The following is a 22,532-nucleotide window of genomic DNA, read 5'->3' on the forward strand; positions in this document are numbered from 1 at the left end:
GGCAAGAATGTATTATTGTTTAGGATTAACATAATTTTACATTATTGATTCACAAGTAATTGCATTAACTCCTCTACCGTAAAAACCGGCTGTTTACAGGCGTATTGTTCACACAGGAAAATACGTGAACCTGCTTCCGTTGGTTTGCCCGCCATTAAGGGGTATTGATCATCTCCCTGCGCCGCCGCCTGCACCACCTTTCCGGGAATGTATTTCAATAATAGTTCCTTCAAATGCTTTTCCCAACCGGCGCCCAGTATTACAATCTCCTTTAATCCGTTCAGCTGTACCATCAGGCAATCCGCCCATTCACCGAACGAAGTCGGATACCGCGAAGCCGTTTGCCCGAAACCTTCCAGCATTTTTGAGGCGCGCATGCCCCAGTCCTCTTTCCCCAACAACACGGATAAGCGCAATAAGTTGCCGCAGAGTACAGCATTTCCTGATGGAACGGCGCCATCGTAGGTTTCCTTTTTCCTGATCACCACATCATCCTGAGTGGCGGACGTATAATAACAGAAAACACCTTCCTCATCGGAAAAATCCTTTAGTATAACCCCGGTGAGCACTCCGGCCTTCTGCAACCAGGTATTATCTCCGGTGAGTTCCTGCAGGTCGAGCAAGCCGCGCACCCAGAAAGAAAGGTCGTCCAGAAACGCGGGATACCTGGCCTCCCCGTTCTTTGCGGTATGCAGGTAAGTATGGTTCCCCGCATCAAACTGTTGCTCCAGGAAACCGGCCAGGGTCAGCGCCTCCTGCTTCCAGGCCTCCTCGCCGAAAACACCCGCAGCTTTGCACAATGCCGAAAGCATCAACGCATTCCAGCTCAGCAGTATTTTATCGTCCAGGCCGGGACGCACTCTTTTCGACCGGGCAGCCAGGAGATTGCCTTTAACTTCATTGAGCCGTTCCTCCCACTCTTCTTCCGACATCCCGTTTTGCGCGGCAAACTCCGCTACTGTGTTTTTCAACCGGAGGATATTGGTATGCTCCCAATTCCCTTCGGGCGAGACATCATAGAAAACCGCGGCTAAGGGCGCATCAGGGCCTGCTGATTTCATAAAATCGTCATACGACCACACATAAAATTTCCCTTCCACACCTTCGCTGTCTGCATCCAATGCCGCGTAATATCCTCCATCCGACGCACGCATTTCTCTTTGTAAAAAAGCGATCGTTTCGCGCACCACCTCTTCATACCGCTTATTTCCTGAAAGCTGAAAGGCTTCGCAAAGCACATAAATCAGCAGCGCATTGTCGTACAGCATCTTCTCAAAATGCGGGGCAAGCCATTCATTGTCCACGGAATATCTCGCGAAGCCGCCGCCGATCTGGTCGTAAATACCTCCGGCACACATTTTATCCAGGCTTAGCAGAGCCTGCTTCAGCGCCTGCTCATCCTTGTAAAGATGGGCATAACGCAGTAGATATCGTATAGAAAATGTTTGAGGAAACTTAGGGGCACGGCCGAAGCCGCCTTCTGTAGTATCCGCCTGTTGCATGATATTGTTTTTCATCCGGTGCAGCCAGTCTGTGTCGGCGGACTCCGATTGCTTTCCCGCGCCAAATGTGTTTGCATTCAGCAGGTGTGCCGTCAGGTTTTCGGCCTGCGACTCTATTTCGTGTCTTCTTTCGTTGAACGCGGCGGATATCCCCGCAAGCACGTCCAGCCAGGAAGCCCGGTTATGCATCGGTTGCGGCGGAAAATAAGTCCCGCCGTAAAATGGTTTACGGTCGGGAGTAAGGAATACATTCAGCGGCCATCCCCCACTCCCGGTGATCGCCTGAACGGCATCCATATAAATATGGTCCAGGTCAGGGCGTTCTTCCCGGTCAATCTTGATGTTGATGAAGTGCTGGTTCATGAAAGCAGCCACTTCTTCATTTTCAAAACTCTCTCTTTCCATCACATGGCACCAATGGCACGCGGAATAACCTATACTTACGAGGATCGGCTTCTGCTCCGTTTGTGCCCGCAACAAAGCTTCAGGCCCCCATGGATACCAATCTACAGGATTGTGCGCATGTTGCAGTAAATATGGACTTGATTCTGAAATGAGCCGGTTGGTATGCATGAAAATCCTTTTAATGCGTGAGTTACAATATTAGGGATTTTCGTTTTTACCGGTCTTCGGTATTAAAACGGTGTATCACGAAGAAAAACACGTAGGGTTGTACAATTATACAACGCACATACCAGCAATATTTATACCGCAGTTATTTTGCCGCGAGGAACTTCTCCAGTGCCGCCACCATAGATGGCATCTGGGGTTGCGGTGCTTTGATGTCAAGCCGGAGGCCCGCTTCTTCCACCGCTTTAGAAGTATTCACGCCGAAGGCGCCAATGTGTGTGCCATTTTGTTTGAACTGCGGACAGTTATCAAACAGGCTCTTCACGCCACTGGGGGTGAAAAAGCAGATCACATCAAAGTCTTTACTGCCGAGCACTTCCTTCACATCGCCATTGGAAACGGTGCGGTACATATAAGGCGTGGCGTATTCGCAATTATGGGATTTAAGCCAGGTGCAGATATCATTGTCCTGCTGGCCTTCGGAAACAGGGTAAAGGAATTTCTCGTTCTCTTTGTGTTTGTTGATCACATCGAACATGCTCTTGTTCGTGCCATCAGCACCGTAGAAAACTTTTCTTTTCCTGTAGAGAATAAACTTCTGGAGGTACAGCGCAACGGCTTCGGTAACGCAGAAATATTTGGTATCCTGGGATACGCTCACTTTCATTTCTTCACAAATGCGGAAAAAGTGATCGATTGCATTCCTGCTGGTAAAGATAACGGCCGTAAATTGCTGGATATCAATTTTCTGCTTCCTGAATTCCTTAGAAGGAACCCCTTCCAACCTGATAAAGGGATGAAACTCCAACTCTACGTTAAAGCGCTTCGCCAGTTCGAAGTATGGCGACTTGTCGCTTTCAGGCCTCGGTTGGGTAATCAGGATTTTCTTTACTGATCCGGCTACATCCGCCGCTTTTTTCGCCCCGTTCTTTAGCATTTGTTATTGAGCTAAGTTTACGTAAAGTTTAATTCTCTCACATATATCCGGACAACGCCTTGTAAATAATCAGCAATGGCGCAATCTCGAAAGCGCAAAGGTACAAAAAAAAGTGAAAGCGACTTACTTTAACCTCTCTCGCAACGGCTGTCCATGCTAAAAAGTAGCGGAAAATGAACAGTCCGGCAATCAGTAGCCAGGAGATGGTGATGGCGAAATCGAGCACGGGTTGGGCGGTAAACGCAATAAGAATGACGGCCGGCAGCAAGGCCAGTCCCAGAATCTTGTTTACGGTGAATACGATAAAACTGTAGGTTTCCATCCCCTCCTGCACCGCGAATATCCATCCTGCCAGTTTAAGCACCAGGAATTTCAAAAGATATAGCATGGCCAGAGCGGCCACACACAGCCCGGTGAGGGTCCAGAAGCTGTTACGCGGCACCCTTTCATAATGATGCAGCAACAGGCTCACGTACACTCCGCCGGTAAGCACGAAGAAAAAATTCATCAGCAGCGAAGCAAGGGGCGTTTGCTGCATCTGTTCCCGCAACTGCTTCTGGCGGAAAGAAGTATTTCTGAATACCAGCCTGAACAGGTCCTGGAAATATTTCCCGAACGCGACCCTGAGTATCCCCAATAAAAAGAGCAGTCCGCATACCAGGTAAAAGAACTGGTCCTTATCCGGCGCAACGCGGTGTTCCATCGGCAGCCGGAGCACATTGCCTTTATTGTTCCCAATCAGTTCGTTCGCCTGCACGGTTTTCCAATACGCCTTCCGGTAATCGAGCAGTTCCGACGGTTTTTTAGGGACCACCGGCGGAGCCACAACGGAATCTTTCAGAACCGTGGTATCGCCTGCAACCATTTGCTGTACCGTGTCGCGGACAGTGGAATCCACGCTGTTCAGCAACGTACTGTCCTGCGCACGCAGTGCGTCCGTTCCTCCCAACAGGCATACAACAATAAAACAGCGGATAAAAAGAGACATAGGCGTAATGCCGGCAAAAATATGCGTTCCTGTCAGAAATAATTCACGTAACCGAAATGGATTTTGGATTGCCGTACATCGAAGGGAAGATCACCCCGCTTTCCGGCGGCCCAGGAAAGGTTAAATATCCCGGCTTTCGTTTCAAAGGCCATACCTAATCCCGCACCGATATAAGCGACCGTGCCCGCCCCTGCCATTGCCGCGGACCGGCTCCTGTTCTGCGTTAGCGCCATATCCGTAAAAGCCGCGAAATAGGAGTCGCGCCCTACCAGGTAACGGTATTCACCTGTGAATACGCCGTAACGGGAAACGAAAATACTTTGCTCATCGAACCCTCTCAGTAAACGGTAGCCACCGATCTGGAAAAGTTCATTCCTGAAAATATCCGGACTTTCCAGCCAGGCACCGTTAAAAGCCGCTTTGAACGTGGATTGTCTGCCCAAAGGGAAATATTTATTGAGTGATGTCCTGGCGATGAACTGGTACGAATTCAGTTGAAGGCTGTCGTAAAGCGAAGAAAAATCGAAGTTGGGATCTTTAATCTCAATGATGCCGTTGTTTTCCCTGATCGTCTTCTGACCTGCCGTTACCATGGTCTCCCAGGCAAAGCCTTTGCGTGGGTTATTGCGGTAATCCGTTTTGTTGCTGCTGTACGATACCCCCAATGTGAGCACGCTCATATCGATCTGTTCGGGGAGCTGACGGGTAAGAAAAACAGTATTCGTATCTACCGTGAGCAGGTTGGTACGGAAGGTCTGGATGAATATCTTTCCTGTTTTTTCCGCGCTGGCAAGGTATTGTACGCCCGCCGAAGCCTGGAGATTGAGAAAAGACGAATCCTTTTTGAACAGTTCAAAAGAAAAATCAATCCCGAGGTTGGAGTTGGCAATGTAAGGATGGGCATAATTCAAATGGAGCCGTGGCGATTGTACCTGCAATTGCTGCCAGTTCAAACCGATGGATTCGCCCTGCTGCAAGGCATTTTTCAACTGGATATTCGCTTCTCCGGTTACGAGAAACCGCTTTCCTCCCGGCTGATCACTTCCCGGCAGGAACCCGATGAGCACATCTACCTGACTGCTTTTTTTGGGCGCGAGGTACATATCGAGGACCGCGCCGGTAGACAGCATCGACAATTGCCAGGGTTGTGTTTCTTCCAGGAAAGGCAGTTCGCGCATGCGCTTGCTCACCTGTTCCAGTTTCGCGGAGCGGTACAACACACCGTTCGGCAACTCCAGGTATTTCTGTAAGAACCGGTTGTTGATTTTTCCTTCCCCGAAAACACGGATACTATCAATGGTGTACCTACGGCCGCTGTCCAGTTGTAACTTCGCGGAAACCACGCCACTATTGAGTTGCAGACTGTCAAGGGTTACGGCGGCGAAGGGGTAACCGTTGTTGTTCATCCAATCCACGATCTTTTGTTGCAAAGCGCTCATCGCGCCGGGATCATATACTTTTTGATGATTAGCACCACGCCATCCCGCAGCTTCCAATATGGCGCGGGGAACATTTCCCGGATCCAGCTCACCCCATTTCCAGGCTTCTCCAACAAACACTTTCAGGTATGCAGCCGTGGAATCGATCCTGACGGAATCGATGGAGGCCGTTATGAAGCCCATTTTTCTGAAAGTGGCTGGTAATTGCCCGATATAACCGGCGCATGCTTCTTTTGAAAGGAAGGAAAGCGGCATTTTCACCTGCTCCAGCAGTAACACACTATCTTTGCCGGAGCAATCCAGTTGCAGGGGATAAGGTTGGCTGGCAACCTGCGCCCGGCACACTACGGCCCCTATGCTGGTGAGGAGCAGCAGGAGCAGTATTCTATTCATTCCTCGCAAAAATATCCTGAACAAATTGGCCGGTATTTATATTCATATTCCATTCTGCAAACGGGCTTGTCATTACTGCAATTTCCATTTCTCCACCACCCGTACGCATGAGAACGAAATTAGGGAAGCTTTATTGAAAGAAGTGTCGCTTCAAAGCGCTTATCTGGGAAAAGAACCGGTGCGCACCATTTATTTCGGGGGAGGAACACCTTCGCTGATGCCGGATTTGTTTCTGAAAGAAATGTTGTCCGCCATACGAGCCAATTTCCAGGTTGATCCTGATCCGGAGATTACGCTGGAAGCGAACCCTGACGACATCCAACCCGGCACCGTTGAATCCTGGGTCGCATTGGGCATCAACAGGCTTAGTATTGGTGTGCAATCTTTTTTTGATGCCGACCTGGAATGGATGAACCGCGCCCACAATGCGGGAATGGCCGAAGACGCGATACGCATGGCCCAACAGGCGGGCATCCGCAACATCTCTATCGATCTGATTTATGGAGGGCCCACACTTCCGGACGAAAACTGGATCGCCAACCTGGAGAAAGCCGCTCAGTTGGAAGTACCGCACCTCTCCTGCTACGCGCTTACCGTAGAACCCAGTACCGCACTGGATCTTATGATACTGAAAGGGAAAAAAGAAGCTGTGGATCCTGACCGGCAGGCACGGCATTTCGAACTGCTGCAGTCGAAAGCCCCGGAATTTGGTTTTGAACACTATGAAATATCCAACCTGGCGAAGCCGGGATTCCGGAGCAAACACAACACCGCTTACTGGCAGGGTGTTCCCTACCTGGGCATCGGCCCCTCGGCCCATTCGTTCAATGGGAAAAGCCGGCAGTGGAACGTGGCAAACAACGCGCTTTACCTGACTTCCATACAAAGCGGGACCGTTCCTTTCGAAGAAGAAATACTCACGAAAGCCAACAGGCTGAACGAATACATCATGACCAGCCTACGCACCATGGAAGGACTTTCACTGGAACGCTACGCTGCAATAGCAGGAACAACAGCGGTTCAGGAACTGCTGAAAGCAACCGCCCCACATATCGCAAATGGAAATGCCATACTTACACAAACGCATATCCGTATAACAGAAAAAGGCCGGTTCCTGGCCGACGGGATCGCGTCTGACCTGTTTGTGGAAGAATAATCTGTTAGTGGAAGAATAAAACTTACATCAACCCGCCTTCTATCAGTCTGAAACCTTCACGGGGAGACATTTTCTCCCATAAAATCCGGTAGATGGCTTCTGCAATGGGTATCTCCGCCTGGAAGCCGCGGTTGAGTTCATGAATACAACGGCTCGCATTGTAGCCTTCGGCCACCATATTCATTTCCAGCTGTGCTGCTTTTACGGAATATCCCTTACCGATCATATTGCCGAAAGTACGGTTGCGGCTGTAAAGAGAGTAACAGGTTACCAGCAAATCGCCGAGGTACACGGAGGCTGCGTAATTCGCCTTCCTCCTGTGTGAAACCGGATCTTCCTCTTCATGCACGCCCACTTCAATGCGCGGCACACCTGCCTTCCGGAGAAAACAGGCCATTTCGTCGGCACTATTCGCGATCAGTACACTAAGGAAATTATCGCCATAGTCCAATCCGTGGGCTATCCCGGCGCCTACCGCGTAAATATTTTTCAGGATGGCCGCGTATTGCACCCCGTTGATATCCGTATTCACCACGGTGTTCAGGTATTCCGTCGCGAAATACGAAGCGATATCTGCCGCGGCCTGTTCGTTGACACCTGAGAAAGTAAGGTAGGAAAGTTTCTCTTTGGCCACCTCTTCGGCGTGGCAGGGGCCCATCACGGCGAAATAATCCTGGAGGGGAAAATCAAAGGCCTGGAAGAGGTATTCGTTCAGCAACTGGTTTTGCTCGGGAAGAATACCTTTCACGGCTGAAATGATTTTTTTGCCGGCAAGATTTTCTCTCGAAAGCTGGCGAAATGCATCCGTTACATAAGCGGATGGCGTTGCTACGACGATGCAATCGGACGCCGCGACCACTTCTCTCACATCGCAGCTTAACCGAAGCAGCGCAGGGTTAAAATTCACCGAACTAAGATAGTGCGGATTATGATGCCGTTTCTTCAGATGATCTATCGTCTCCTGGTGGCGTACGCACCAGTTGATGGTGTGTCCGTTATCCGTAAGCAGTTTCACGAGTGCGGTGGCCCAACTTCCACTGCCCAGCATTCCCAATTGCATTGCGCTAAGTTTTAGGCGGCGAAGTTCCTACATTATTTCTTCACCTCAAAAAGCTTGTCCTTTGGCACCACGTTTACCTTCATGCCATCGCGCAAAGTCTTGCTGACCGTGGAATATGGTCCGGTGATCACTTCTTCCCCACCTTTGAGTCCGGAAGTCACCTGTATATAATTAATGTCCTGGATGCCTGTTTTCACCACGATTTTCTTCACCGTATTATCAGCCTGACGTACAAATACTACTTCATCGGGATCATCGGAAACCGTTGTTCCCGCGTTGCCCTGTTCTTCACTACCCTCTTCTTTTTTCTTTTCAGAAGGTTTATCGCTGCCTTTTTCGCGGGTCGTCACCGCGTTAATGGGTACGCTCAACACGTTATCGATTCTTTTGGTCTGAATATCAGCGCTGGCGCTCATACCCGGGCGGAAGGGGAAACTTTTAGGGCGGGATGGATCAATCAGGTCCTTGTAACTTTCCGGCAACAGGCGCACATGTACTTTGTAGTTGGTTACTTCGTTGGTAGCGGCGGTGGCGGTAGCTGAAGTAGTGCTGCTGGCGATCTGGGTTACGATCCCTTTGAATTTCCTGTTGGTATAGGCGTCCACTTCCACGATGGCGGAATCGCCGAGGTGTACTTTGGGAATATCGTTTTCACTCACATCCACCTGCACTTCAATGGTATTCATATCGGCGATGCGCATCATTTCGGTACCCGCCATTTGTGCGGTACCCACTACGCGCTCCCCCTTTTTAACGGCGAGCAGCGACACCACGCCATCCATGGGTGCCACGATCGTGGTTCTGCCGAGGTTCTTATCGGCGCCGCTCAACTGTGCCTGTGCGTTCTGAACGCTGGCCTCGCTGCTGCGGATGCCCTGCAATGCAGCGTTGTAAGTAGCTTCAGCAGACAAATATGCACTTTGCGCGGTTTCGAATTCCGAGCGGGAAATCACTTTCTGGTCCAGCAATGTTTTTTGCCTGTCGTAAGCTGCTTTCGCCTGCTCCATGGCGGCTTTCTGCCCGGCGAGCTGTGCTTTGGCGTTCTGCACGGAAGCGAGTTGCTGCGTTACATTGGCCGCGGCCTGGTCGCGTTGCGTGGTATAGATATCGGCATAGATGCGCGCGAGCACCTGCCCTTTGCGTACGCTGTCGCCTTCCTGTACCGTAAGTTCAGTGATCTCCCCGGAGATATCGGGACTCACTTTCACTTCAATTTCAGGATATACTTTACCGCTGGCGTTCACCGATTCAATGATGGTGCGGGGTGCGGCTTTCTCTGCGGACACTTTGGTTCCCTCGTCCTTACCCAGCACACCGGCTTTTTTCAGCACGATGAGCAGCACGATCAGGGCTACGATAATGATAATGATCCAGCGCAATTTCTTGTTCATAATAATACTGTTATGATGGTTTTCTCAAGTGTGTGGTTACAGTTTAAGCCCCTGACCTTTGTAGAATTCGAGTACTTTCATTTTGAAAACGTATTCGAACTGGGCGGATAAGAGGTTTATTTTGGCGGAAGAGAAATTGTTCTGGGCGATGATCAGATCAATTGTATTCAATAAGCCCACTTCATATCTCTTTTTAGAGAACTCGTATGTCTTCTGAGATGTCTCCACAGCCTTTTTCTGGGCATTGTATTTTTCAAGTGCGGTAGTGGCGTCTACATAAGCCTGGTAAACATCGCGTTTAAGGTTGAAATTGATCTGCTCCAATTGCAGGGCGACATTTTTCGTGTTCAGTACAGATTTCTGATAATTCCCCCTGAATGTATACCCTTGAAACAGCGGGATATTGATACCAATACCAATACTCTCTGCGATATTCTCACTCAATTGATCCATATAGGGAACTTTCTCAATCTGTCCGGAAGCGTTCATTTGCCTGTATAAACTAAAATACTGGGTACTGATTCCTCCGCTGGCAGAAATAGTGGGCCACTGCATTGCCTTATTGGCTTTCACATAATACTCTGCGGATTGAAGTCGCAGCTTATTGCTCTTTTGGGAGGGCTGATTATTAACTGCGATATTGTACACAAGGTCAGGCTGCAGTTCACTGATAGGATCCAGGGGTATCTGATCTACAGGAGGCACCGCCAGTTCAAACGGGGTGGCAACATCAAGGTTCATCAGCGCCTTGAGCTGAAGTATGGCGGTGTTTACTGCACCATAAGCCGTTACAACAGCGGACGTATCTCTTGCCACTTGTGCTTCCAATTCAGCAGCACTCAGTTCCGGCAGGGAACCAGCCTCTACAAGTTTGCGGGTGTTATCCAATTGAGATTTTGTGAGTTCCAGTTGCACATCGGCAACCCTGCGCTGTTCAACGGCAAGCAGCGCATCCAGGTATGCCGCAGCCACGCTCAATGATGTATTGTAACGCAAAGCATTCACATCTTCTCTGGTGGCTTCAACTTCTAAAGCCGTTCCTTTTGTGTTGTAACGGTTGCTGAACCAATTGAAAAGCGTAACCCCGGATTGTAGCCCGTAACTGGATCCAAAGGAGTTTTGCGTAACGATCTCCTGGGTCGCGAAATCACGGGTTCGTCCAAATCCCCATTGCTGCCCGGAGTTAAATCCAAGCGTTGGGAGCTGCCCCATCCGGCTTTGTTTCAGATTTACTTCGGCGACTTTGATATCAAGCTGTGCCTGCTTGATCGAAATATTATTTGCCACTGCGTAATCCACGCATTTTTTTAAATCCCATTTTTCCTGCGCCATTCCCTGGAAGGCGGCCAGCATAGTGATAAGGGTTAAAGGCAACAGTTGTCTTTTTCTCATGCAACAAATTTAAGTGTTCCCGGTACCTGTGAACGCTAATATTGATAAGCGGTTAATGGTTTACACCGCCAAATTAACAAATTGTCATTATTCTCCGCATTTCTATTCGTTCCAGGTCACTTTTTCAAAAGCCTGCTCCAGGTCCGCCCATAAGTAATCCGGTTCTTCCAGGCCCACGTAAAGCCGTAGCATACGATGCGCTTCGTTGGCGGGATCGAAATCGGCCGGTTCCAGTGAAGCGCACCTGGGCATGATAAGCGATTCGTGCCCACCCCAACTTACGGCCATCATGATATGTTTCAATGATTCACAGAATGTGGAAACCTGGGCGTGGCTATGCGCTTTCACCACAAAGGTGAGCAATCCGCAGCAACCCTTCATCTGTTTTTTAGCCAGTTCGTATTGGGAAAATGACTGATGGAAGGGGTAGATTATCCTCGAAACCGCAGGGTGTTTTTCCAGTTTGTCTATCAATTCAACGGCTGAAGCAGCGCTTTTTTCCAGGCGCAGGGGCAGGGTTCTTAACCCCCGCAGCAACAGCCAGGCATTAAAAGGCTGAATACCCGCGCCGATATTCAGGTATTCGCTTTCAAAGATCCGGCGCATCATGGCGCGTGTTCCGGTAAGCACGCCCCCGAGGGTATCGCTGTGGCCGGAAATATATTTGGTGGCGGTTTGCATGGCAATATCAATACCGAGTTCAAGCGGGCGCTGCCAGAGCGGTGTGCAATAGGTATTATCTATGATGGTAACGATGCCGCGGGGACGGGCAATACCCGCTATAAAAGCAAGGTCCTGCAACTCATAGGTCCAGCTGTTGGGCGATTCCAGGTAAATCACTTTTGTTTCCGGGCGGATGGCCGCCTCCACTTCCGCATTGCTGGTGCCGTCCACATAAGTGGTGCGTACACCAAAACGCGGAAAAATATCGTCGAACATTTTCTGCGACCAGGTATAGGGTTTCCTCACAGAAACAATATGATCACCGGATTTCACCTGGGCAAACACGGCGGCGAAGCTGGCGGCGGCGCCGTTGTTGAAAACGAGCGCATCTTCTGCGCCATCCAGGGCGGCCAGCTTCTTCCGCAGCATTTCCACAGTCGGATTCAGTCCCCTGCTGTAAAGGTATCCGCTGTATTCATCCGCAAAAAGTTCTTTCAATTCCGCTACGGTGGCGGCTTTGAAATTGCTGGTCTGCATAATGGGCGGGGCCACGGCATTGTAATACAGTTCCCGCTCTTCGCCCAGTTCATTTAATATAAAAGAGATGTCCATCTATATATTTTTTGAACCCTTCCAACCGGTTCTTTTCATGATAAAAAACAACAACAGGAAAAAGAGAAATATCCCCAAACCGTTCACTGCCGCCATGGGATCATCCAGGAAAATACTGACCGCCACAAACAGGTATGCCGCTATGAACAACAACGGTTGCAACGGATACCAGCCCATTCTATACACCTGGCTATTGCCTTCTCCCTCCTTTCTTATCCGCAACACAAAGATGGTTGCCGCTGAAGTGGCCATACCGATACTGTCAATAAATATCGTATAGTTCAGTATTTTATCGAAGGTCTGGGCGTAAAAAAGCGTAACGATACACAGTGCGGCAAACACCGAGAGCGCAGTGATCACCACCTGTGTTTTACCGTTTTTTTTCTGAAAGAATCCTGGTAAAACACCGTCTTCGCTCATCGCGAAGATCACCCTGGGGTTACTCATAAGCAACACGTTCACATAGGCCAGTACGGAAAGAAAGAGCAATACAGACAATACCGTGAATCCTTGTTCCCCGAAAAGTTGCCCTGCCAGTATGGCCGCGATGGATTCGGCGCTTCCAAGGTTTTGGAACCCGATGATATGAACATAGGTGATATTAATAAGAAGGTACAACCCAATGATGATGGCCAGTCCCAGGAAAATCCCTTTGGGCATTACGGAGGCTGGATTTTTTACATCCCCCCCGAAATTGATCGTTTGCTGGTAACCGCCATAAGTAAAGGACACCGCGATAAGGCAAATCCCAAATGCTTTTATCATCGGCAACCAGCCATTGTGCGCTGCGACATTTGTGGTATTCGTAGCAGTTCCTCCGGAAACGGGATCGGCCAGAAAAAGCGCTGAGATCAGCAACAGCACGAGTCCGATCTTTATGATGGTAAGCACATTTTGGGTACGTGCGCTCATCTTCAGTCCCATCAGGTTCACCCCATAAAAAACAATGATACTTCCTGCGGCGATGAGTAACCTTATCGCCGTAATATCCGGGCGGTCAGGGAAAAGCACCGCGGCGATGTATTCCGCGCCAATCAGCGCAACCCCTGCTACCGAAGCCGCATTGGAAACAAGGATGATACAATTGATAGAGAAGGCCAGGGAAGGATGATAGGCATACGAGAATATTTTATAGTAGCCTCCGGCTACGGGCAACCGCGAACCTATTTCCGCGAAGGTGAGTGCGCCACACAGGGCCACTATGCCTCCGGCGATCCAGGCGGCGAAGAATATCCAGGGAACACCCGCGCTGGCGGCCACTTTTACCGGTGTTTTGAAGATGCCCATCCCGATAACAAGACTCACCACAATCATGGTGAGGTCGAAAAGGTTCAGTTGTTTGGTTGTTCGCATGTGTTGGTGCCGGGAAATTACGGTAAAGTTTTAAAAAACACGGCACCCGGCAAAACACCGGGTACCGTGTTTTTCGGTTGGAACGAAAGGTGAAAATACTGTTGAAGGGAACAAACTCAGAACGAAGGAAAAGCGCGCTTTTGGGGTGAACCGGTGCCACCGACGTTGTTTTCTACCGGTGTTGGCAGGAAAAAACTTTGCGACCTCCGTTATTTTCTTCCGGACAAAAGGTGAAAACACACTGATGCACTCGACTCAACACGTGCACCCATTATTTTCCATTTGCTAATTCCAAAGGGTATTCCCATCTTTGCGGCGACTTTGGTTCCCCCTTACCGGGGGATTAAAAGGGAAGTCCGGTGCAAATCCGGCGCTATCCCCGTAGCTGTAAGTTCCTGGAGGAAGCATTTCCTCCACGTGTTGGATCTTCATACCACTGGATACTGCTCTCAATAACGCGGCCGCGTAAAGATGTAATCTTTTGAGAAGCACTCCGGGAAGGTGTTCAACATGGAACGAGCCAGAAGACCTGCCAGGGTCCGTTGTTATCACGAGCTTTCGGGTGAAAAGCCGGAGATGGAAATACTTTATTGCAAAGCGTTTTACATTTCTGTTATTCATTTTTCCGGGGGTTCATAGTATTCATTTTAAAAGCACTATGACCATGAAACATTTATTCCTAGCAGGCGCGGCCCTGGCTTTCTTTTCTAACGCCAACGCACAGCAGGACACAAGCGGCACTTCCATGAACGAAGTGGTCGTTACCGCTACGAAGTTTTCAAGAAAAGCTTCCGAAACAGGAAAGGTTCTTACCGTAATCAGTAAAGAAGTACTGGAAAGAAGCGCGGGTAAAGACATCGCGCAGTTGCTGACCGAACAGGCAGGCATCGTAGTGAACGGCGCTACCAGCAACCCTGGTAAAGACAAATCCCTCTACCTCCGTGGTGCCAAGAACGACTATACGGTTTTCCTGGTAAACGGCGTTCCCGTCAACGATCCAACCGGTGTAGGCGGCGCATTTGACATGCGGCTGTTCCCAATCGACCAGATCGAGCGGATTGAAATTCTGAAAGGTGCGCAATCTACCTTGTATGGCTCTGATGCCATTGCCGGCGTTATTAACATCATCACCAAAAAAGGAGCAGGCAAACCCGCTCAATTGTACGGCAACCTCGCAGCAGGTTCCTTCGGAACCTTTAAAGCAACTGCTGGCCTGAATGGCACAACAGATAAGGTGTCCTACAATATCGGCTTCGTGCACAACGAAACCAAAGGCATCAGCGAAGCCCTAGACAAAACAGGAACCGGCAACTTCGATAAAGATGGCTTCCGCAACAACGCCATCAACCTGAGTATTGATGGAGAAGTTATGCCTGGACTGTCAGTGAAACCTTTCTTCCGGTACAGTTATTTCAGCGGAGCGTACGACGACGGCTCTTATGCCGACGCAGCCAATTCCTATAAATCCAGCCTGCTTTCCACCGGATCTCAATTCCAATGGAAACATGAAAAAGGCAATGTGAACGCATTGTTCGGATACGATGAAGTAACCCGCGACTATATTTCAGCCTACCCCTCCGAATTTGATGGCAGGAACCATACTTTGGATGTTTACGGCAACTATCAATTCAGTCCGAATTTCGAAGTGCTGGCTGGCTTCGACCAACGCTGGTACCGCACCATTCTGCCGGTGATCACGAAGGAGAAAATGCACTCCTCCAGTCCTTATATAAGTGTATTCCTTAAGAATATCTTCAACACGCTGAATATGGAGTTGGGCGGAAGGTATATTTCAAATTCTGAATTCGGCAGCCACTTCACCTATAATATCAATCCTTCGGTACTGCTGAACAATAACGTGAAACTGTTCGCCAATCTATCTACGGCTTTCAAGGCCCCGAGCTTATCGCAGTTGTACGGTCAATGGGGCGCGAACCCTGATCTTCAGCCCGAGGAATCCGTTACCGGAGAGGCAGGTGTGCAGCTTTCTTTCCTTCAGGACAAAATCAATACCCGGATCACCGGATTCACCCGCCACATTGATGATGTTATGATCTACGGCGCGAACGGATACATCAACTTCGACAAACAGGAAGACTATGGGTTTGAAATAGAACCCACGTTGAAACTTACCAAAAACCTCCAGGTAAACCTGTTTTACACTTTTGTTAATGGAGAAGTATCCACGCAAACCAGTGGTAAAGACACCTCCTACTTCAACTTACTGCGCAGGCCCAAACATTCAGGTGGCATTACCGCATCGTACCAGCTTACGAAAAAACTTTTTGTAAGCACCAATTACTACACGTACAGCAAACGTACGGATATGGATTTCTCTTCCTGGCCCTCCACACAGGTGAACCTGGGCGCGTATGGACTTTGGAACGCCTACGCCGAATACGCCTTCATTCCCGCCAGATTGAAAGTATTCGCCGATGTGAAGAACATCCTCGACAAACAATACGAAGAAGTACTTGGTTACAGTACCCAGGGCTTCAACATTACAGCCGGAATCAGTTTTAAACTATAAGTCATGCCTAAAAACATTCAACTCCCTACCTTTATCCTCCTGCTTTTTGTGAGCGTGGTAGCGGCTTCCCGCGTGGCGTTCGGCTTGGGCGGCTCCCCTATGAGCACCCTCTCTCCCATTGGCGCGATGGCGCTTTTCGGCGGTGCTTATTTCACGGAAAAGTGGAAAGGATACCTGTTCCCGCTGCTCACTTTGTGGATCAGCGATGTCCTGCTCAACAGGCTCGTATTCTTCAATGAATGGCAGTTGTTCTACGATGGCAGCGTATGGACTTACGCAGCTTTCGCGATGATGACCTTCACAGGTTCTCTCCTGAAAAAGATCAACTTCAGGAACGTGTTCGCCGCCACCCTGTTCATCACCCTCATCCATTGGGTTGTGACCGATATCGGGGTATGGCAATCGGCGTATGCTTTGTATCCAAAAACAGGGATGGGGTTTGTTGAATGCCTGATCGCCGCCATTCCTTATGAATTGAATTTCCTCGCCGGAACGCTTGTCTATGGAACCATCATGTTCGGTTCTGCCGAATACATGATCCGCAGAAGATCGCTCCAGGCGCAAAACGCATAAAATAATCCTATGCCAACCATTAGTTCTTTCCTTCCCGCCGCCACACAGATGATCTATGATATGGGCCTGCAGCACCTGCTGAAAGGCGTCACCTTTGAATGCCCTTCCGTTGCGGCCGGTCAGCCGAAAGTCGTGCGGTGCGTGCTGGAAGGAAAGAACTATTCCAGCATAGAGATCGACCGCATCTTCTCTGCGAGCAAAGCCGAAGGCCGAAGTTTATATTATGTGGATGATGCGCTGTTGCAGTCTATCGCACCCGATATCATCTTCACGCAGGATGTTTGTGAAGTATGCCAGATAGATACCGTTTGTACCGCCACAGCCGTTGCCAAACTGGAAAAACAACCAGAACTTATCGCACTCACGCCGCAAAGTCTGGAAGACGTATTCGCCACCGCTATTCAAATTGCTACCGCGGTGGGCATGGAAGAACACGCATACCGCTACCTGGGCGCCCTCACCAAAAGAATGGACCATATTACGGATACGCTGCGCAAACACCGTGCGCCCGTGCGCCGCGTGCTGCTGATGGAATGGATTGAACCGGTGTACAATTGCGGCCACTGGATCCCGCACCAGATCGGTTATGCCGGTGGTGTGGATATGTTGAGCAACCCTTCAGGCGATAGCATTGTTACACCCTGGGAAAAAATCCGCCGGTACGATCCGGAAGTGCTGGTGATCGCCCCCTGCGGGTTCACTACGGAAAGATCATTGGAAGAAATGCACCTGCTCACCCAACTTCCCGGATGGGAAGAACTCCTGGCGGTAAAAACAAACCGCGTTTTCCTCGCCGACTTCGATCTTTTTACCCAACCCAGCGCCTCTACACTGGTGAACGGGATTGAACTACTCGCCGGACTTTTTCACCCCGAAATATTACCCGTTCCGGAAGCGCTCACCAAACATTTCAGGACTATCGGATCCGTACACGCGTAAACTAGTTTCATGGCCAATGTTACATTCATCACGGGAGGGGCACGCAGCGGAAAAAGCAGTTACGCGCAGGAAAGAGCGCTCGCGCAAAGCATCTCTCCTGTTTACGTCGCCACCGCGAAAGTATGGGATGATTCCTTTCAGAAAAGAGTGGACCGGCACCGCAACGACCGAAACGACCGATGGAGAACATTCGAAAAGATGACCCACCTTTCGGAACTTCCCCTTCAGAAAGAAACCATAGTGATCGATTGTGTTACCTTATGGCTCACCAACCTCTTCTCACAGGAGCAAAACAACATTGAAAAATGTTTGCAACTCCTAAAGCAAGACATGGCGCAACTGCTGAAAACAGACAACCATTTCTTCATCGTATCCAATGAAATCGGCATGGGACTGCATGCACATACCGAAGCGGGCCTTCTTTTTACCGACCTTCAGGGCTGGGCCAACCAATACATCGCTTCCGTAGCGCAGGAAGTGGTATTCATGGTGAGCGGTATCCCGCTTCCCATTAAACGCCCCTGATCAAACACCAACGCATGAAAACATATTTCAACTGGAGTGGCGGAAAAGATTCATCCATCGCCCTGTTCAGAATGATGGAAGCCGGCAATACGCCCGAGTTACTGCTTACCTCCGTAAATGCTATGCACAACCGCGTTTCCATGCACGGCGTACGAAGGGAATTGCTGGAAATACAGACTATGGAAACCGGTATCCCACTGGAAACACTGGAACTGCCGGAACAACCCGATATGAATACCTACAATACTTTGATGGGAGAGAAAATGAATAGCCTGAAACAGCGCGGCTTCAGCAAAGCGGTTTTCGGTGATATTTTTCTGGAGGACCTGAAAAAATACAGAGAAGAAAAACTGGCAGCGGCGGGCATTGAAGCCGTGTTCCCCATCTGGAAAGAAGACACCCGTTCCCTGGCCGAATATTTCATCAACGAAGGATTCAAAGCGATCATTGTTTGTGTGAATGAAAGGTGGCTCGACAGCTCCTTCTGCGGAAGGGAACTGGACCATTCCTTTTTGAATGACCTTCCTCCAGATGTTGACCCCTGCGGGGAAAACGGAGAATTTCATTCCTACGTATATGCGGGACCGGTATTCCGCAACGCTATCCCCGTTAAAAAAGGAGCATTGGTACACCGTACTTACCCCGTCCCATCCGGCAATGATGCGGACAATTGTTATACCACGCCCGTAAAAGAACAGTACGGGTTTTATTTCCAGGATTTATTACTGTAATTTTCCCCTCATGAAATGGCACATCAATGCACCGGACACACAAATTCTTCCTCAGCTTCAACACGCGATCAACAACAAAACGAAACCTCCCGGCGCATTGGGTAAACTGGAAAACACCGCCCTGCAATGCGGACTGATTCAGCAAACGCTTTCGCCTTCTATCCGCCAACCACATATATTGGTTTTCGCTGCCGACCACGGCATCGCCGCTACCGGGCTGGTCAATCCTTACCCGCAGGAAGTGACCGCGCAAATGGTACAGAACTTCTTATCGGGCGGAGCAGCGATTAATGTATTGTGCCGCACCAACAACATCTCCCTTAAAGTGGTGAACGCGGGGGTGAAAGAAAGTTTTCCTTTTACCGACCCTGCTCACCTGCTCATCAATATTCCCATCGACCAGGGAACGAAGAATTACCTCGAAGAACCGGCAATGACACCCGAACAATGCACCCACGCGCTGGAAACCGGGGCCACACTGGTGGAAGGGCTTTTCAGTACTGGTTGCAATACCATCGGGTTGGGAGAAATGGGCATAGGAAACAGTTCCTCCGCCGCACTCATGATGCACGCACTTACAGGTATACCGTTATCAGAATGTACCGGAAGGGGAACGGGCGCCAATGATGACTTCCTGGAGCAGAAAAGAAAAACACTGGAACTTGTAGCGGAGAAACACCGATTGAATACCCTGAAAAATCACCCATTGAAAGTACTGGAATATACCGGTGGTTTTGAGCTCGCCATGATGACCGGCGCTTATTGTAAAGCGGCGGAACTGGGCATGATCCTGCTCGTGGATGGGTTCATCGCCACCACCGCGTGGCTGATCGCTTACAGGATGTATCCGTCCATAAAGCATTACAGTATTTTCACCCATTGCTCCGCGGAAAAAGGCCATGCGCAATTATTGAATGAAGTGGGCGGCATACCTTTGCTTCACCTGGATATGCGGCTGGGAGAAGGAACAGGCGCAGCTATGGCAATGCCCATCATAAAAGCATCGGTAGATATACTCAACGACATGGCGAGTTTCTCCTCCGCAGGCGTTTCCGGGAAAAGAGATTGATTGACTATTCAGAAAAGGAGATGGTATGAAAAAGGAGTTGATGGTATTTTTTAACGCGGTCATGTTTCTCACCCGCATCAGGGTGCCCGCATTCGTGCAGCACCAGCCGGAGTTTTTGCAGCAAACCCCGCGCTATTATCCCCTTACGGGAATGATCGTGGGTGTATTGGCTACTTTATCTTTCCTGGTGGTGAACAGGTATGTCTCATCCGATCTGGCTATCGTAGCCTATATGATCACCAGCATACTGACCACAGGAGCTTTCCACGAAGACGGCTTCGCCGATGTGTGTGACGCCTTCGGCGGCGGATGGACCAAAGAAAAGATACTCACCATCATGAAAGACAGCAGGCTCGGCACCTTCGGCGTTACCGGGCTGATCGCTGTATTGTGTACAAAGTTTCTCCTGATCAGATCGTTGCCCCTGTTCAGTCCGGAATCTGTTGCAGCGGGTGGCAACCCCATCAGCGGCTATTTGTTTATCACCGGTGTATTTCTCGGGGCGCATGGCATCAGCCGGCTGATGCCGCTGCTTACGCTTCAGCGTTTTGAATATGTAGCCGATCCGGACCAAAGTAAATCAAAGCCGATGGCCAACAGGAGACCAGGCTGGACCAACCTGCTGATTGGGCTGCTGACCATTGTTCCCGTTTTTTACCTAACGGGATGGATCTTCGCCTGGGTACTGCTCCCAATGGTGCTCGTCACGCTTGAAATGAGCCGCTACTTTAAAAAATGGATCGGAGGATATACCGGAGATTGCCTGGGAGCTATACAACAGCTCACAGAAATCATTTTTTACCTGGGCATCCTCCTCACCTGGAAATACTTTGTATAATGGGCATCTACCTGATACGACACACCACACCACTGGTGGAAAAAGGCACCTGCTACGGACAACTGGACCTCGATGTTACGGAAGCTTTCCACGAAGAAGCGGCATTGATCAAAGCAACGCTGCCTCCAGGTATCGGGAAGGTATTTACCAGTCCGTTACAACGCTGCCGGAAACTGGCCGAACACCTTTTCCCCACACACGAACTGAACCATGAGCCCGCGCTCATGGAGATCAACTGCGGGATTTGGGAAGGACTGCATTGGGACAATATACCACCCGAAGAAGTGCGTCCGTGGATGGATGATTTCGTCAACATAAAAATACCGGGCGGCGAAAACTACGTGGAAGTATATGAAAGGACCGTATCCCGGTTCAATGAAATTATTGCTCAACACCCATCCTGCGCCATCATCACCCATGGCGGGGTGATCAGAAGCATACTTTCCCATATCACCGATACAGCGTTGAAAGACTCCTTCTCGAAGTTCCAGTTGAATTACGGGTGCGTGGTAAAAGTACAGCATACGGAAGATGGCCTGGAACATGAAGTGATCCAGAACATTTTCAGAACGAAGGAGCAGCACAAACCATCCTCCGTATAATGCCCCGTTTTACCTAAATTGTGTAAAACACCCACGCATGAACGTTCAGATCGACACCATCCTCACACTCACCTTCACCCTGTTCGCGGTGATAGACATCGTGGGTTCGGTCCCATTGCTCATCTCGCTGAAAGAAAAACTCGGGGGTATCCGGGAGTTCAGGGCCACCGCCATTTCCGGCGGACTGATGATCCTCTTCCTGTTTGCAGGAGAAAGTTTCCTTAACCTCCTTGGGGTGGATGTACGCTCCTTCGCGGTGGCAGGCTCCATCGTGATCTTCATCCTGGGCCTTGAAATGATCCTCGGCATCGAGTTCTTCAAAAGCGAAGGCGATGCTAAATCGGGGACAGTGGTTCCTATTGCGTTCCCGCTGATCGCCGGTTCCGGAACCCTCACCACCATCATCTCCCTCCGCGCCAATAACGACGAAGTTCCTATCCTGATCGCCATCGTCCTCAACCTGGTGATCGTTTATACCGTGCTCAAATCGCTGAACCTCATAGAAAAATTACTCGGAAAAGCAGGATTGCTTGCCGTACGTAAATTTTTTGGCGTAGTTTTGCTGGCCATCGCGGTAAAAATATTCAGTTCGAATGTTGGAGAACTGATCAAATAAGGGCCTTGTAGTACAATGGATAGTATAAGAGTTTCCGAAGCTCCAGATCCAGGTTCGATTCCTGGCGAGGCCACCAGACCCCATTTTCGCAAAAAATCGAACTTCTTCTAAAAGCGTTCATTAGAACGCTTTTTTCTTTGAAACACGCGCCAGCAAAGGGTGGCTGATGTATGGCCAAAGGCGCAGTTTGACTTCAGTCCAGAGCACCTGCTGCCCGTTTCAAAATCACATCCCGCAAACGGTCCTGGTGCGCATCGCCCCACTGCCCCAATGCGCTAATCACAGGGATCAATGTTTTACCAAATTCGGTGAGGCTGTACTCCACTTTCGGTGGTACAACCGGATAGATTTTTCTCGTCACCAATTCGTGGTCCTCTAATTCTTTCAATTGCACATTCAACACACGCCTTGTGGCATCCGGGATTTTTCGTTGCAATTCGCTGGGGCGTTTGTGTCCCTGATCAATAAACCACAACAAACGGACTTTCCATTTGCCGTAAAGCACTTCGCCAATCAAATCAAGTCCGCAATTCAGGCTGGGAGATGTCTTTCTTTCATACATGGAGCAAAGTTATACATACAGCTCATTTTCTGCAATAGGGGATAAATTTATCCCTATATGAATCGTAACCCCGTACTTGTTTTGACCTCCT

Annotated in this window: 20 protein-coding genes, 1 tRNA gene and 1 riboswitch; of the genes, 11 read left to right on the forward strand and 10 right to left on the reverse strand. The window is 49.6% G+C overall.

The genetic code is table 11. The features are described from left to right. Positions 1-41 precede the first annotated feature (41 nt). The 4 genes from M4J38_RS03750 to M4J38_RS03765 all read right to left on the reverse strand — a co-directional run bounded on the left by M4J38_RS03750 (position 42) and on the right by M4J38_RS03765 (position 5,829). A complete protein-coding gene (locus M4J38_RS03750) occupies positions 42-2,075 on the reverse strand; it encodes a thioredoxin domain-containing protein (RefSeq protein WP_251758194.1) in 2,034 nt (677 codons plus the stop codon). 142 nt (positions 2,076-2,217) lie between these two features. Next, a complete protein-coding gene (locus M4J38_RS03755; protein WP_251758195.1) occupies positions 2,218-3,009 on the reverse strand; it encodes a uroporphyrinogen-III synthase in 792 nt (263 codons plus the stop codon). Positions 3,010-3,046: 37 nt separating this feature from the next. After that, on the reverse strand, positions 3,047-3,997 hold the full coding sequence (locus M4J38_RS03760; RefSeq protein ID WP_251758196.1) for a DUF4271 domain-containing protein: 951 nt from the start codon (positions 3,995-3,997) through the stop codon (positions 3,047-3,049). Positions 3,998-4,029: 32 nt separating this feature from the next. Next, positions 4,030-5,829, reverse strand: a complete 1,800-nt coding sequence (locus M4J38_RS03765; RefSeq protein WP_251758197.1) for a BamA/TamA family outer membrane protein — start codon at positions 5,827-5,829, stop codon at positions 4,030-4,032. Positions 5,830-5,854: 25 nt separating this feature from the next. Here M4J38_RS03765 and hemW point away from each other — a divergent pair, with 25 nt between their 5' ends. Beyond that, the gene (gene hemW, locus M4J38_RS03770) at positions 5,855-6,985 is read left to right on the forward strand and encodes a radical SAM family heme chaperone HemW (protein ID WP_251758198.1); all 1,131 of its coding nucleotides are present in this window, start codon (positions 5,855-5,857) and stop codon (positions 6,983-6,985) included. A gap of 22 nt (positions 6,986-7,007) precedes the next feature. Here the strand turns inward: hemW and M4J38_RS03775 are convergent, their stop codons facing one another. The 5 genes from M4J38_RS03775 to M4J38_RS03795 form a co-directional block, all read right to left on the reverse strand. After that, a complete protein-coding gene (locus tag M4J38_RS03775; RefSeq protein WP_251758199.1) occupies positions 7,008-8,045 on the reverse strand; it encodes an NAD(P)H-dependent glycerol-3-phosphate dehydrogenase in 1,038 nt (345 codons plus the stop codon). 32 nt (positions 8,046-8,077) lie between these two features. Further along, positions 8,078-9,436 (reverse strand): efflux RND transporter periplasmic adaptor subunit, encoded by a 1,359-nt coding sequence (locus M4J38_RS03780; RefSeq protein ID WP_251758200.1) that lies wholly within the window; start codon positions 9,434-9,436, stop codon positions 8,078-8,080. A 36-nt stretch (positions 9,437-9,472) separates the two neighbouring features. Next, entirely contained in the window at positions 9,473-10,828 is a 1,356-nt protein-coding gene (locus M4J38_RS03785) for a TolC family protein (RefSeq protein ID WP_251758201.1), read from the reverse strand. Between the two features lie 102 nt (positions 10,829-10,930). Beyond that, the gene (locus M4J38_RS03790) at positions 10,931-12,103 is read right to left on the reverse strand and encodes a PLP-dependent aspartate aminotransferase family protein (protein WP_251758202.1); all 1,173 of its coding nucleotides are present in this window, start codon (positions 12,101-12,103) and stop codon (positions 10,931-10,933) included. Continuing rightward, positions 12,104-13,456, reverse strand: a complete 1,353-nt coding sequence (locus tag M4J38_RS03795; protein ID WP_251758203.1) for an APC family permease — start codon at positions 13,454-13,456, stop codon at positions 12,104-12,106. Between the two features lie 305 nt (positions 13,457-13,761). Next, positions 13,762-14,008, forward strand: a riboswitch (cobalamin riboswitch). 112 nt (positions 14,009-14,120) lie between these two features. On the opposite strand from M4J38_RS03795, the gene M4J38_RS03810 reads away from it, so the two are divergent. The 10 genes from M4J38_RS03810 (at position 14,121) to M4J38_RS03855 (ending at position 21,955) form a co-directional block, all read left to right on the forward strand. Further along, complete coding sequence (locus tag M4J38_RS03810; RefSeq protein WP_308217808.1) at positions 14,121-15,986, forward strand: TonB-dependent receptor domain-containing protein; 1,866 nt, start codon at positions 14,121-14,123, stop codon at positions 15,984-15,986. Between the two features lie 3 nt (positions 15,987-15,989). Continuing rightward, positions 15,990-16,559, forward strand: a complete 570-nt coding sequence (locus tag M4J38_RS03815) for a DUF6580 family putative transport protein (RefSeq protein WP_251758204.1) — start codon at positions 15,990-15,992, stop codon at positions 16,557-16,559. Between the two features lie 9 nt (positions 16,560-16,568). Further along, a complete protein-coding gene (locus M4J38_RS03820; protein ID WP_251758205.1) occupies positions 16,569-17,498 on the forward strand; it encodes an ABC transporter substrate-binding protein in 930 nt (309 codons plus the stop codon). Positions 17,499-17,507: 9 nt separating this feature from the next. Continuing rightward, positions 17,508-18,023 carry a bifunctional adenosylcobinamide kinase/adenosylcobinamide-phosphate guanylyltransferase gene (locus M4J38_RS03825; protein ID WP_251758206.1) on the forward strand — a complete coding sequence of 172 codons (516 nt, stop codon included), beginning with the start codon at positions 17,508-17,510 and terminating at the stop codon, positions 18,021-18,023. 14 nt (positions 18,024-18,037) lie between these two features. Then, a complete protein-coding gene (locus M4J38_RS03830) occupies positions 18,038-18,754 on the forward strand; it encodes an adenine nucleotide alpha hydrolase (RefSeq protein ID WP_251758207.1) in 717 nt (238 codons plus the stop codon). Positions 18,755-18,764: 10 nt separating this feature from the next. Continuing rightward, positions 18,765-19,823 carry a nicotinate-nucleotide--dimethylbenzimidazole phosphoribosyltransferase gene (gene cobT, locus M4J38_RS03835; RefSeq protein ID WP_251758208.1) on the forward strand — a complete coding sequence of 353 codons (1,059 nt, stop codon included), beginning with the start codon at positions 18,765-18,767 and terminating at the stop codon, positions 19,821-19,823. Between the two features lie 25 nt (positions 19,824-19,848). Further along, a complete protein-coding gene (locus M4J38_RS03840) occupies positions 19,849-20,661 on the forward strand; it encodes an adenosylcobinamide-GDP ribazoletransferase (RefSeq protein WP_251758209.1) in 813 nt (270 codons plus the stop codon). Continuing rightward, positions 20,661-21,263 (forward strand): alpha-ribazole phosphatase family protein, encoded by a 603-nt coding sequence (cobC, locus tag M4J38_RS03845; protein ID WP_251758210.1) that lies wholly within the window; start codon positions 20,661-20,663, stop codon positions 21,261-21,263. Before M4J38_RS03840 ends, cobC begins: the two co-directional genes overlap by 1 nt. 37 nt (positions 21,264-21,300) lie before the next feature. Continuing rightward, positions 21,301-21,879 (forward strand): MarC family protein, encoded by a 579-nt coding sequence (locus M4J38_RS03850; RefSeq protein WP_251758211.1) that lies wholly within the window; start codon positions 21,301-21,303, stop codon positions 21,877-21,879. Between the two features lies 1 nt (position 21,880). Further along, positions 21,881-21,955 (forward strand) — tRNA-Arg (locus M4J38_RS03855). A gap of 117 nt (positions 21,956-22,072) precedes the next feature. Here M4J38_RS03855 and M4J38_RS03860 read toward each other — a convergent pair. Continuing rightward, entirely contained in the window at positions 22,073-22,441 is a 369-nt protein-coding gene (locus tag M4J38_RS03860) for a helix-turn-helix domain-containing protein (RefSeq protein WP_251758212.1), read from the reverse strand. Between the last annotated feature and the right edge of the window lie 91 nt (positions 22,442-22,532).

The organism is Parasegetibacter sp. NRK P23, from assembly GCF_023721715.1.
Taxonomy (GTDB): Bacteria; Bacteroidota; Bacteroidia; order Chitinophagales; family Chitinophagaceae; genus Parasegetibacter.

Coding starts and splice junctions, on each gene's coding strand:
- M4J38_RS03750 (WP_251758194.1), bottom strand. CDS start 2,075: ATGCATACCAACCGGCTCATTTCAGAATCAAGTCCATATTTACTGCAA.
- M4J38_RS03755 (WP_251758195.1), bottom strand. CDS start 3,009: ATGCTAAAGAACGGGGCGAAAAAAGCGGCGGATGTAGCCGGATCAGTA.
- M4J38_RS03760 (WP_251758196.1), bottom strand. CDS start 3,997: ATGTCTCTTTTTATCCGCTGTTTTATTGTTGTATGCCTGTTGGGAGGA.
- M4J38_RS03765 (WP_251758197.1), bottom strand. CDS start 5,829: ATGAATAGAATACTGCTCCTGCTGCTCCTCACCAGCATAGGGGCCGTA.
- M4J38_RS03775 (WP_251758199.1), bottom strand. CDS start 8,045: ATGCAATTGGGAATGCTGGGCAGTGGAAGTTGGGCCACCGCACTCGTG.
- M4J38_RS03780 (WP_251758200.1), bottom strand. CDS start 9,436: ATGAACAAGAAATTGCGCTGGATCATTATCATTATCGTAGCCCTGATC.
- M4J38_RS03785 (WP_251758201.1), bottom strand. CDS start 10,828: ATGAGAAAAAGACAACTGTTGCCTTTAACCCTTATCACTATGCTGGCC.
- M4J38_RS03790 (WP_251758202.1), bottom strand. CDS start 12,103: ATGGACATCTCTTTTATATTAAATGAACTGGGCGAAGAGCGGGAACTG.
- M4J38_RS03795 (WP_251758203.1), bottom strand. CDS start 13,456: ATGCGAACAACCAAACAACTGAACCTTTTCGACCTCACCATGATTGTG.
- M4J38_RS03810 (WP_308217808.1), top strand. CDS start 14,121: ATGAAACATTTATTCCTAGCAGGCGCGGCCCTGGCTTTCTTTTCTAAC.
- M4J38_RS03815 (WP_251758204.1), top strand. CDS start 15,990: ATGCCTAAAAACATTCAACTCCCTACCTTTATCCTCCTGCTTTTTGTG.
- M4J38_RS03820 (WP_251758205.1), top strand. CDS start 16,569: ATGCCAACCATTAGTTCTTTCCTTCCCGCCGCCACACAGATGATCTAT.
- M4J38_RS03825 (WP_251758206.1), top strand. CDS start 17,508: ATGGCCAATGTTACATTCATCACGGGAGGGGCACGCAGCGGAAAAAGC.
- M4J38_RS03830 (WP_251758207.1), top strand. CDS start 18,038: ATGAAAACATATTTCAACTGGAGTGGCGGAAAAGATTCATCCATCGCC.
- cobT (WP_251758208.1), top strand. CDS start 18,765: ATGAAATGGCACATCAATGCACCGGACACACAAATTCTTCCTCAGCTT.
- M4J38_RS03840 (WP_251758209.1), top strand. CDS start 19,849: ATGAAAAAGGAGTTGATGGTATTTTTTAACGCGGTCATGTTTCTCACC.
- cobC (WP_251758210.1), top strand. CDS start 20,661: ATGGGCATCTACCTGATACGACACACCACACCACTGGTGGAAAAAGGC.
- M4J38_RS03850 (WP_251758211.1), top strand. CDS start 21,301: ATGAACGTTCAGATCGACACCATCCTCACACTCACCTTCACCCTGTTC.
- M4J38_RS03860 (WP_251758212.1), bottom strand. CDS start 22,441: ATGTATGAAAGAAAGACATCTCCCAGCCTGAATTGCGGACTTGATTTG.